The sequence below is a fragment of the Vibrio sp. Y10_XG_PY6 genome, from assembly GCF_024181795.1.
GTDB lineage: Bacteria > Pseudomonadota > Gammaproteobacteria > Enterobacterales > Vibrionaceae > Vibrio > Vibrio diabolicus.
In genome coordinates, this window is record NZ_JAMZAQ010000005.1 from 1 (window position 1) to 11,842 (window position 11,842).

Below are 11,842 nucleotides of genomic sequence, written 5' to 3' on the forward strand. Positions count from 1 at the left end.
TTTGGACACTTGCTGATTACAAGCGAGTGATACCACTGCGGAGTGGTAGTTCAGTTGGTTAGAATACCGGCCTGTCACGCCGGGGGTCGCGGGTTCGAGTCCCGTCCACTCCGCCACTTATATTAAGCCCCAGTTGAAAGACTGGGGCTTTTTTTCGTTTTGGTTACCCTACTTCCCTTAACCCCATTTCCATATTGAAACCTTGCATCGAGAGGCAGGCTCTTCTCTCGCTATGCTTTCTAAGCTCTGTCATGAGTGAGGTGTTGCGCAGTTCCTGCGGTTTCTGCTGAGCCGGGTCCCAGTCTCGAGCGCTAGTTTTGAGCCCTTGTGCTTACTTACCAAAGCTTCCTTTATTATTACCTGGAAAGTTTATTCACTAGGTTATGTTATTTTCGGGGAAGATTTCTCTGCTTTAGATGTTTTGATTTAGCCACAGGCGCTCATTAAAATAAACTCAGCGCATTTAAAACTTTCCGAACATGGATTTTGTTTGCAGATCTATTTAAGCCAGTGCCTGCCTTAAAGGATATTCGCTACTTCTTCCTTCTAACCCTCTCCAACCTACAAAGCCACCACTACGTTCGTATAACGTGAGCGGTATAGCTGCTCTCATAGCTGTGCTTGCTGAGTAAGTCGTTCACCTAGCACATTGACTGAGGAAAGGTCTTCTTTCAGTGGATCTTCGTCTAAGTCACGATAGTTTTTAATAATTATCTGGTACTTTTTATTCTAAAGGTGTACGCTTCACATCGAATGTTTTTTCGACAGTAAACCATGTTATATCTCTTGTTTAAAAGCTTTGTAAGAAGGCTGAACTCCGTGCAAAAAACGCGATGAAGTGTTGCTCGGAGTCTTAAATTAATCTTCATCAGGTGTTTTATGCGTGAGCAACTTCGCTGAAGTTATACGCAGGCGTTTGTACACCTGATAAAAGAGAAGAGATGGCCGGTGATATTTCATCATCGGCCTTTTTGTATCTGTTAAGCAGCTACAAAGCATTATCCAGTATTGAAATAAGGGCCGGTATAGATCACCGGCCCTTTTTATTTGGTTAAAAACATGAGTATTTTACAAGTTAAAAATTTGTCTTATCAGATCGCTGATAAGAGTTTATATAACAACGCGACATTTCGAATTAACGAGGGAGAGAAAATAGGTATCACCGGAGCGAATGGCGTTGGAAAAAGCACCTTATTAAAACTGCTTATCGGTGAATTATCTGCAGATAAGGGCTGCATTGACTGGTTACCAAACCTTGAGGTGGGGTATTTAGAGCAACATTTTAAGATGGATAATGCGCTGACGGTTTATGAATGCTTAAAGAGTGCTTTTGAGAACTTATACGCTGCCGAGCAGAAGCTTTGGACTTTGTATCAGGCGATGACCGATTCTCACTCTACATCTCTTTTAAGCCAAGTCGCCCGACTACAGGCATATTTAGAAGATGAAGACTTCTATGCAATTGATACCAAAATTGAACAAGTTGCTGTAGGTCTTGGCATTTATCAATTTGGCTTAGATACACCGCTTGTCTCGCTAAGTGGGGGGCAAAGACACAAGGTCCTTTTAGGGAGGTTGTTACTCCGCAACCCCGATGTGTTAATTCTCGACGAGCCGACAAACTATCTTGATGCTCTGCACATTGAATGGTTGGTCACGTTTCTCAACGATTACACTGGCACTGTTTTACTGGTTTCTCATGATATTGACTTCCTTAATCAAGTAGCGACCAGTATTTGTGATATTGATTATCAAACGGTCCGAAAATACAGCGGCACTTATGTCAAAGCAATGCAGCAAAAGCATCACGACGGTGCTTTGTTAGAAAAGCAATATAAGGCTCAGCAAAATGAAATTCGAAAGTTAGAGCAATTTATTGCCAAAAATGGCGCTGGAGTTAACGCGAGTCTTGCTAAGGGACGCAAGAAAAAACTGGATAAAATCGAACGTATTCAACTGAATTGTATAGAGAAAGTTTCGATGTTTGACTTTGCTCACCAGCCTATTGGGCAACAGTATGTGATTGACGCAAAAGCGTTGATGATAGGTTATCAGCAGCCTCTGCTTCCTGCCCTTGATATCACGTTAGCGCGCGGGGAGAAGTTGGTCGTTTCTGGTTTTAACGGCGTAGGTAAGTCGACTTTAATTAAAACCCTTATGGGGGAGATCGAGCCGCTCTCTGGTGAGGTGGTATTGGCAAAAGGTGCAATGATTGGGTATTTTTCTCAAGATTTGTCTTGGCGTCACCCTCAGCACACGCCTGAGCAGGAGCTATGCTCTTGTGATCCAACGATATCAAGCAAAGAATCACGCAAGCTATTAGCTCGCTTTGGGGTCACCGGAGATAAGACGCAGCGCCACCTAGATACATTAAGTGGAGGTGAGCAAACTCGCGTGAAACTTTGTTGTTTATCAGTCCAGAAATGCAATGTTTTGCTGTTGGACGAGCCAACGACACATTTGGATAGCAGCAGTAAAAATGCGCTTAAAGAGGCTCTCCAGCGCTTTTCTGGTAGTGTGATTGTGGTATCTCATGAGAAGGCGTTTTTACAATCTTGGCCTGATAGAGTTTTAGATATTTCGTTGCTCACTTATGCTGAATCGGAAACAGAACAGGAGGTGGCGCTATGATGCAGTCCATGATCCTATTTCTTGTTGCTTTTCTTGTTGCTTTTCTTGTTGGTGCTGATGAGTTGATGCTTGGATCTATTCTTGAACCTATCGGAAATGATTTAAGTGTTCAACCGAGTCAGGTTACGTTATTTATTACGGCATATAGTTTAGCTATAGCAATTTGTGCTCCTTACCTGGGACGTTTATCAGACCGGGTTGGGCGTATTCGTATCATGTTGCCTGCTTGCTTCGTATTTGGGGTTGCGTCTATTACGACGGGCATAGTTCATGATTTTGAACTTGCGATTGCAAGTCGAGTGATCACAGGTATTGCAAGTGCAGGCATGTTGCCAATTGCATTCGCGTTGGCGGGAGACGCGAAGGGTAATAGAGCGATGCGTCAAATTGTGATGGTTCAGGCGGGATTAACGCTGGGTATGATAACCAGCCCGGCGATCGGAGCATTGTTGACCCAGCTTTTATCATGGCGTGCCGCTTTTATTATTTTGGGCGTTGCGGCTCTTCTTGTCGGTGCCATGAGCGTAGTGTTCATGAACAACAAGCATAATGAGTCCAAGAAGTCAGATACTCTACCACCTATCACAGACGTCATTCATCTTCCAGGCGCGTTGAGGGCGATTCTAGCGATGTGTTTAGGCCTAGGGGGAGGTATTGGTGTATTTAACCTGATAGGCCTTCATATTCGAGATACCAGCGAGTTGGCGCTCGGTTGGGTGGGCGCTATTTATGCTGCTCTAGGGATCGTGAGTGTGGTTGGAAATATGTGCGTGGGGAGAGCTTGCCGTTGGCTTGGTAGCTCTCGAGCCGTTATGCGAGTGGCTTTAATGGTGTGCATACCTTGCAGTGCATGGGTGTTCTCAAATGAGATGAGTACGGTGACCGCTTATCTTCCAGCTCTAGTGCTCTGGTCTCTTGCTGGAGGGGTAGGCTCTCCGGCGTTACAAGCACATATAGCAAGCTTATCTGATGAACATCGAGGTGTGCTGATGTCTTCTGGAATGAGTATGATGCACTTTGGTGTCGCGATTTGGTCTGCCTTGGCGGGTTTCGCTTATTCTGTAGGTAATGAATGGGTCGCTTTCGTGGCTTTGCTATTGTTTGGCTCAGCAGTTGTTATCTTAAAGCCAGTTGGTAATGCTGAACAAAGTGAGCGTTATTCGTAGTGTTTTAGTAGATAAAGAAAAGCCGTTACCTAAAAAGGTAACGGCTTGTTCCAAATACTTTTTGAAAGCCGGTCTTAGTTCATGCCGTATTTCTTAAGTTTTTTGCGAAGAGTACCGCGGTTGATACCCATCATAGTTGCCGCGCGAGTTTGGTTACCGCGAGTGTACTGCATGATAGTATCTAATAGTGGCTGTTCAACTTCAGCTAGAACTAATTCGTATAGTTCTGTTACTTCCTGGCCGTTTAGTTGAGCAAGGTAGTTTTTAAGAGACGCTTTAACAGAGTCACGTAAAGGCTTCTGAGTAATCTGGTCTTGTGACGTTACTGTAGTTACTGTTAATGCTTCTGAAGTCAGATTTTGTTCGAACATATTCGGTCTAGCTCTTCTCTTAATTATGATGCAACGTTATCAAAATAACCTTCTAACGCCTCAATTTGCAGCGGAGCTGCGTCGATAGCGTTGAAGGTACGGCGAAACTCACTTGCCTGTTCATGCTCTTTCAGGTACCACCCAACGTGCTTGCGCGCGATACGTGGACCTAAGAACTCCCCATAAAATTCATGCAGAGCATTCACATGACCAAGCATAATGGTTTTCACTTCCTCAGTTGGAAGCTCCTCCATTGTGGTGCCGTTTTCCAAATAGTGATGGATTTCCTGGAAAATCCAAGGACGACCCTGGGCAGGGCGTCCAATCATTAAAGCGTCCGCACCGGTGTACTCCAGTACAAATTTGGCTTTCTCCGGGCTATCGATATCACCGTTCGCGATAACCGGAATTGAAATCGCCTCTTTTACCGCTTTAATGCTGTCGTATTCGGCCTCACCTTTGTACATACATGCTTTCGTTCTGCCATGCAGAGCAAGAGCTTGTATGCCGCAGTTTTCGGCTAATTTAGCGATCTGGACACAGTTCTTGTTGTCTGTATCCCAGCCAGTTCGAGTCTTTAACGTTACAGGAACGTCCACTGCATTCACGACCGCTTTCAAAATCTCTTCGATAATGTTTGGGTATTGAAGCAGAGCAGAGCCCGCTAGCTTCTTATTCACTTTTTTTGCCGGGCAGCCCATGTTGATGTCGATGATTTGTGCACCGTTCTCAACACTGAATTGAGCTGCGTCCGCCATAAGCTGTGGATCGGAACCCGCAATCTGTACAGAGCGAATGCCCGATTCGCCCTCGTGTACCATGCGCTGTTTCGACTTTGACGTTCCCCATAGTTTTGGGTTAGCAGACATCATTTCACTGACGGCCATTCCCGCACCATAGCGAAGACACAACTCGCGAAACGGTCTATCCGTTACACCAGCCATAGGGGCTACGATTAGATTGTTCTTAAGTTGATAGTTTCCGATTTTCAAAACGTCATCACAGTTCTGTACCAGCAAGGGCGCGCATTTTACGCATTTTTTCACTGCGTGAAAAGACTAATATTTGAGCATTTACAAATTGTTTTTGTAAATTGTATGAATTTCAAACAATTAGCTCTGAAAACCTTGTCTAGCCTTGCTTACGACCAGAGATGCGACACCATTCACTTTGCTCAACAATCGGGTCAATGTGAAGCTCGTCACGGTAATAGTTCGCAACATCTTCGGCTTGAGTGTCTAATACGCCAGACATAGCGAGGTCGCCATGTGGCTTAACTAGGCCTTTAATGATTGGTGCAAGTTCACGCAATGGGCCAGCAAGAATGTTAGCAACAACCACGTCTGCAATCAGACCTTCTGGTTGGTTTTGAGGAAGGTAAACTTCTAGTTTGTCGGCAACGCCGTTACGCTCTGCGTTGTCTTTCGAAGCAAGCAGTGCTTGAGGATCAATGTCGATCCCTATCACTTTTTCAGCGCCTAGTTTGATCGCCGCGATCGCCAGAATGCCCGAGCCACAACCGAAGTCGATAACGGTCTTACCGCTAAGATCCATGCTTTCTAGCCACTCAAGACAAAGTGCTGTTGTAGGGTGAGTACCCGTACCGAATGCAAGGCCAGGATCCAACATAACATTAACAGCGTCAGGATCTGGAATGTCGCGCCAGCTTGGACAAATCCATAGGCGTTCACCAAATTTCATTGGGTGGAAGTTTTCCATCCATTCGCGTTCCCAGTCTTTATCTTCAAGCTGTTCTACTTTGTAAGCAAAATTGTCAGCCAGCATATTGCTCGCTTTAATTTGGTCGATGATGAAGTTAGTGTCTGCTTCTGCATCATACAGTGCCAGAATATCAGTATCGCCCCATAAGCGAGTTTCGCCAGGTAGAGGTTCGAATACAGGTGTATCCTGCGCGTCTAAGAATGTAACAGACAGCGCGCCAGTCTCTTCCATTAGCATATCGCCGATTTGCTCAGCGTTTTCATTGGTCGCGTTGAGTTTGATTTGAATCCAAGGCATTGGTTTTTGCTCTTAAAGTGAATGAAGTGGCGCAGAGTTTACCAGAACTCTACGATTTGTTTGAGTATATACCCAAATAAGCCTACGTATTTGTTGAATGCTTAGAGTCCATACAAAACAAAAATGCCCACGGGTGTGGGCATTTTTTAAGACGTTAGCTAAGGCTTATTGTAAGCCGAGCTTCTTCTCTAGGTAGTGGATGTTTGCACCACCATGCTGGAAGTTTTCGTCATTCATAATGGAGAATTGCAGTGGCACGTTAGTTTTGATGCCTTCGATGATCATCTCACCCAGTGCGTTTTTCATACGTGCAATCGCTACATCACGGTTCTCACCGTAAGTGATCAGTTTACCAATCATTGAATCGTAATGAGGTGGTACTGTGTAGCCAGAATAGATGTGTGATTCCCAACGCACACCCATACCGCCAGGCGCGTGGAAACGCTCGATCTTACCTGGAGATGGTAGGAAGCGTTCTGGGTCTTCTGCGTTGATACGGCACTCAATCGCATGGCCACGGATCTTAATGTCATCTTGAGTGAATGACAGAGGTTGACCCGCAGCAACGCGAAGCTGTTCTTTGATTAGGTCGATGCCGGTAACCATTTCTGTTACTGGGTGTTCTACCTGAATACGAGTGTTCATTTCGATGAAGTAGAATTCACCGTTCTCGTACAGGAATTCGAACGTACCTGCGCCGCGGTAACCAATTTCGATACATGCACGAGTACAACGTTCACCGATGTACTTACGCATCTCTTCAGTGATACCTGGTGCTGGCGCTTCTTCCACTACTTTTTGGTGACGACGTTGCATTGAACAGTCACGCTCACCAAGGTGGATTGCGCCGCCTTGACCGTCAGCGATAACTTGCACTTCAACGTGACGAGGGTTTTCTAGGAATTTCTCCATGTAAACCATATCGTTGTTGAACGCTGCTTTTGCTTCAGCACGCGTCATTGCAATCGCTTGGATTAGGTCTTTTTCTGCGCGAACGACACGCATACCACGGCCACCGCCGCCACCAGACGCTTTGATGATGACTGGATAACCGATGCGTTTAGCAAACGCCTTGTTTTTCTCTTCGTCGTTGTCCAGAGGACCGTCAGAACCAGGTACACAAGGAACACCAGCTTTCTTCATTGCGTTGATAGCCGACACTTTGTCACCCATCAGGCGGATAGTGTCTGCTTTTGGACCAACGAAGATGAAACCACTGCGCTCAACTTGCTCAGCGAAGTCTGCGTTTTCTGACAAGAAGCCGTAACCAGGGTGAATGGCAACGGCCCCTGTTACTTCTGCTGCAGAAATAATTCGTGGGATATTTAGGTAGCTGTCGATACCACGAGCAGGGCCGATACACACGGTTTCGTCTGCGAGTAGTACGTGCTTAAGATCGCGGTCAGCTGTCGAGTGAACAGCGACGGTCTTAATACCTAATTCTTTACAAGCGCGAAGAATACGAAGTGCAATTTCACCTCGGTTCGCGATGACTACTTTGTCTAGCATAAGGCAAGCCCCGCTTATTCGATTACAACAAGAGGTTGGTCGAATTCAACTGGTTGGCCGTCTTCAGCTAGGATCGCTGTAACAACGCCAGATTTGTCCGCTTCGATTTGGTTCATCATTTTCATTGCTTCAACAATACATAGCGTATCGCCAGCATTTACTTTCTGACCCACTTCTACGAATGCTTTAGAGTCTGGGCTTGGAGAACGGTAGAAAGTACCAACCATTGGAGAAAGAACTTGGTGACCTGCAGGCGTTGCAGCTGCTGGAGCTTCTGCTGCTGGCGCTTCTGCTACTGGTGCCGCTGCTGCTGGAGCAGGTGCCGCTACTGGAGCTGCTGCGTAGTGAACTGGTGCTTGAGGGGCTGCAGTGCCGTGACGACTGATGCGTACTGACTCTTCACCTTCAGAAATCTCTAGCTCAGCAATGCCAGACTCTTCAACTAACTCAATTAGCTTCTTGATTTTACGAATATCCATCTTTTCTTTCTCTTTTATCTTGTGATTAAGACAACCCTCGTGGGGTTGCAGAGTGTTAGGGTTACTTTGCCTGTAGCTTATTAATCGCGGCAGACAGAGCGAATTCATAACCTTGTGCGCCTAGACCGCAAATCACGCCTTCTGCTTTATCTGACAGATAAGAGTGATGACGAAATGGTTCACGTGCGTGCACATTTGATAAGTGCACCTCAATAAATGGGATGGCGACGCCAAGTAATGCATCTCGCAGTGCCACACTGGTATGAGTGAAAGCCGCTGGATTGATGATGATGAAGTCAATCTTGCCATAAGCAGCATGAATGGCTTCAATCAGTTCGTACTCACGATTTGATTGTAGGTGTTCCAGTTCCACCCCAGCGTTATGAGCTTGCTTCGTAAGAGCATCCACAACTTGTGCTAAGGTGCTGTGACCATAGTGTGTCGGTTCGCGCAGACCCAATAGGTTAAGATTTGGTCCGTTTAGAACAAGAATCCGTGACTTTGCAGACATTATGTTGCTATCTTCCCTTATCGTGAGTGGAACGTTTATATTCCCAAATATACGATAGTTCAGCACGATTTTTTTGTTAAAACCGAGCAAATTTTAAAAAATCGACCAAGATTATAGCTAATTCATAGCAATTAGCAGCAATTTACTGGTCTAATCTCCTAATAGCCACCTTCGTTTCTGTAACCAAGTTAACAAAAACAACATAATTGCCATGTTCTTTGTGTGGCTAATTTGTGCGCACAAGCAAAAAACCGCCATGAGTGATGGCGGTTTTTAAAGTGCTTTTAAAACAGTTGGTTGAATTTATGCCAATTCTGCTTTCTCTGCGATAAGTTTGTCTACCACGCTCGGATCGGCAAGCGTTGATGTGTCTCCGAGGTTGCTTGTATCGCCCGTTGCAATCTTACGCAGGATTCGACGCATGATCTTACCAGAGCGAGTCTTCGGTAAGGAATCCGTCCAGTGCAGTACATCTGGTGTCGCGATTGGACCAATCTCTTTACGCACCCAATCTTTAACTTCTTTGTGCAGCTCTGCTGACGGGAATTCACCATCGTTCAATGTAATGTAAGCGTAGATAGCTTGGCCCTTGATGTCATGTGGAATACCAACAATCGCCGCTTCTGCAATCTTGTGGTGCGCCACTAGCGCTGATTCAATTTCAGCGGTACCCATACGGTGACCCGACACGTTTAGTACGTCATCAACACGGCCAGTGATCCAGTAGTAGCCGTCTTCGTCACGACGCGCACCATCACTGGTGAAGTACATACCCTTAAAGGTTGAGAAGTAGGTCTGTTCAAAGCGCTCATGGTCGCCGTAAACCGTGCGCATCTGGCCTGGCCAAGAATCAAGGATAACCAAGTTACCTTCAGCAACAGTATCTTCAAGAATGTTGCCCATGTTATCGACAAGAGCAGGCTGGACGCCGAAGAATGGGCGAGTCGCAGAGCCTGGTTTTAGATCGGTTGCCCCTGGTAGTGGCGCAATCAAGATGCCGCCAGTTTCCGTTTGCCACCAAGTATCGACGATAGGTGAGTTCTCGTTACCAATCGTTTTGTAGTACCACTCCCACGCCTCTGGGTTGATTGGTTCGCCCACTGAGCCCATGATACGCAGGCTTGAACGAGATGTGCCTGCAACCGCTTCATCACCTTTTGCCATTAGCGCACGAATCGCGGTTGGGGCGGTGTATAGAATGTTGACTTGGTGTTTATCGACTACTTCGCTCATACGGCTTGTGCTTGGGTAGTTTGGTACACCTTCGAATAAGATGGTCTTCGCCCCATTTGCAAGTGGACCGTAGATTAGGTAAGTGTGACCGGTAATCCAACCCACGTCCGCGGTACACCAGAAGGTTTCGCCTGGTTGGTAATCGAACACATATTTGAAGGTCATCGCCGCGTAGACGAGGTAACCACCAGTCGTGTGTAGTACACCTTTAGGTTTGCCTGTTGAACCTGAAGTGTAAAGGATGAAGAGCGGATCTTCGGCTTCCATCTCTTCTGGTGGGCAAACGTCAGAAACGTTAGCTGTTGCTTCGTGCCACCAAACATCACGGTGTTCATGCCATTCGACATCACCACCTGTACGTTTAAGCACCAACACTTTATTGATGGTTTTTACGTCTGGGTTAGTTAGTGCTTCGTCCACGTTCTTTTTCAGTGGAACGGCACGCCCGCCGCGCACGCCTTCATCAGCGGTGATCACGACTTTCGCGTCAGAGTCGATGATACGGCCAGAGAGTGCTTCTGGTGAGAAACCGCCAAATACTACGGTGTGAACCGCACCAATACGGGTACAAGCGAGCATAGCCACTGCGGCTTCTGGCACCATTGGCATGTATAGACACACCACGTCGCCCTTGCGTACGCCTTGCTCTTTCAATGCGTTGGAGAACTTACACACTTCTTTGTGTAGTTCGTTGAAAGTGAGTGTTTTGTCGTCGGCTGGATCATCGCCTTCCCAGATGATTGCGACGTCATCCCCGTGTTCTGCGAGATGACGGTCAATACAGTTAGCCGAGACGTTCAGTGTGCCGTCTTCAAACCAACGAATGTCGACATGACCAGTATCGAAAGAGGTGCTTTTTACTTTGGTGAAAGGTTTGATCCAATCAACGATTTTGCCGTGTTCGTTCCAGAAGCCCTCTGGATCGGTTACCGACTGCTGATACATGGCTAAGTAAGTATCATTATCCGCGTGTGTATGAGTTTTAATATTTTCTTTTACCGGATAAACGTGGGCTTCGCTCATGGCTTCTCTCCTTGTGCCTTATTTCTCGGCCTTACACCAATCTAGATAAGATTCTGAATATGTTTTTGTAGGGCTGTTTTTTGGTTCTAAATAACTTGGTCGTGGTAATGACGACGTTGTGCTTATAACTGTCAGTCACTGCGCGTATTTCCACAATTAGACTTTAGGATGAGAGTGAAGGAAGCGCCGGGAAATCGCTGAAACAAAAGTATTTCTGGGAGCTAGGTCAACTGATTTTTATGTATACGGCGCGGTTAGGTTGGGCAAATCGCCTTTCGTTAAGCGAACAAAGACCAAAGCGGCAGAAATCGCATCTTGTAAAGCGTCGTGTTTATCTTGGATAGGAAGTTCGAGGTGTTTACAAATGGCATCCAGACTTAAGTCGAAATAGGCATTCGGCAAATGTCTTTCCAGCTTGTCGTGATAAATCTGACTGACCTCGATGAGCGGGTTAGGAAGTGGGAAGCCAAGTTGCCTCAGACAAGCAAGGTCTAAAATCTTTTTATCGTAACGAATGTGATAACCGACAAGTGGTCGGTTGCCGATGAAGTCGAGCAGCTCGAGCAGCGCCTCTTTTTCGCTAATCCCGTCGACTAAGTCTTGGTGGCGAATTCGATGAATTTTGACTGAGCCAGAATCGAGCGATTGCGGCGCGCGTAAGCGGACTTCAAATGGCTGGCTAGTGATGATGCGGTTGTCGATGATCTTCGTGGCCGCAATGGTCACCAACTCGGCGCGATTTGGATCAAGGCTGGTGGTTTCGCAGTCGAGAGAAACGTATTCCGTTTTATCGGGCGTGCAAAAAAGCGACTGATAAGGAGAGCCTTTCAGTTTGTAGTGCCAGTATTTGCGTTGTAACCAGTTCATTGCCTACGCCTCTGTATGATTTATGAAAATCAT

10 protein-coding genes and 1 tRNA gene are annotated in these 11,842 nt (G+C 46.3%); 3 read left to right on the forward strand and 8 right to left on the reverse strand.

Annotation, left to right across the window (positions count from 1 at the left end; genetic code table 11):
* Positions 1-39: 39 nt before the first annotated feature.
* From NL644_RS20550 to NL644_RS20560, 3 genes are all read left to right on the forward strand, one after another.
* Positions 40-116 (forward strand) — tRNA-Asp (locus NL644_RS20550).
* 943 nt (positions 117-1,059) lie between these two features.
* The gene (locus tag NL644_RS20555) at positions 1,060-2,631 is read left to right on the forward strand and encodes an ABC-F family ATP-binding cassette domain-containing protein (RefSeq protein ID WP_005397832.1); all 1,572 of its coding nucleotides are present in this window, start codon (positions 1,060-1,062) and stop codon (positions 2,629-2,631) included.
* Positions 2,628-3,797: an MFS transporter gene (locus tag NL644_RS20560; protein ID WP_253658741.1), complete on the forward strand. Its 1,170-nt coding sequence runs from the start codon at positions 2,628-2,630 to the stop codon at positions 3,795-3,797. Before NL644_RS20555 ends, NL644_RS20560 begins: the two co-directional genes overlap by 4 nt.
* Positions 3,798-3,871: 74 nt before the next feature.
* Here NL644_RS20560 and fis read toward each other — a convergent pair whose 3' ends face one another.
* The 8 genes from fis to NL644_RS20600 all read right to left on the reverse strand — a co-directional run bounded on the left by fis (position 3,872) and on the right by NL644_RS20600 (position 11,809).
* Positions 3,872-4,168: a DNA-binding transcriptional regulator Fis gene (gene fis, locus NL644_RS20565; RefSeq protein WP_000462885.1), complete on the reverse strand. Its 297-nt coding sequence runs from the start codon at positions 4,166-4,168 to the stop codon at positions 3,872-3,874.
* Between the two features lie 23 nt (positions 4,169-4,191).
* Entirely contained in the window at positions 4,192-5,160 is a 969-nt protein-coding gene (gene dusB / locus NL644_RS20570) for a tRNA dihydrouridine synthase DusB (RefSeq protein WP_005382505.1), read from the reverse strand.
* Between the two features lie 139 nt (positions 5,161-5,299).
* Positions 5,300-6,187 carry a 50S ribosomal protein L11 methyltransferase gene (gene prmA / locus NL644_RS20575; protein ID WP_012841316.1) on the reverse strand — a complete coding sequence of 296 codons (888 nt, stop codon included), beginning with the start codon at positions 6,185-6,187 and terminating at the stop codon, positions 5,300-5,302.
* A gap of 165 nt (positions 6,188-6,352) precedes the next feature.
* Positions 6,353-7,696 (reverse strand): acetyl-CoA carboxylase biotin carboxylase subunit, encoded by a 1,344-nt coding sequence (gene accC / locus NL644_RS20580; RefSeq protein ID WP_005397839.1) that lies wholly within the window; start codon positions 7,694-7,696, stop codon positions 6,353-6,355.
* Between the two features lie 14 nt (positions 7,697-7,710).
* Entirely contained in the window at positions 7,711-8,175 is a 465-nt protein-coding gene (gene accB / locus NL644_RS20585; RefSeq protein WP_005397840.1) for an acetyl-CoA carboxylase biotin carboxyl carrier protein, read from the reverse strand.
* Between the two features lie 61 nt (positions 8,176-8,236).
* Positions 8,237-8,686 (reverse strand): type II 3-dehydroquinate dehydratase, encoded by a 450-nt coding sequence (gene aroQ, locus NL644_RS20590; RefSeq protein ID WP_005397842.1) that lies wholly within the window; start codon positions 8,684-8,686, stop codon positions 8,237-8,239.
* A 303-nt stretch (positions 8,687-8,989) separates the two neighbouring features.
* Positions 8,990-10,942, reverse strand: a complete 1,953-nt coding sequence (acs, locus tag NL644_RS20595) for an acetate--CoA ligase (protein WP_114324039.1) — start codon at positions 10,940-10,942, stop codon at positions 8,990-8,992.
* Positions 10,943-11,179: 237 nt separating this feature from the next.
* Positions 11,180-11,809, reverse strand: coding sequence for a 3'-5' exonuclease (locus NL644_RS20600; protein ID WP_005382363.1), 630 nt, complete (start codon positions 11,807-11,809; stop codon positions 11,180-11,182).
* Positions 11,810-11,842: the final 33 nt, after the last annotated feature.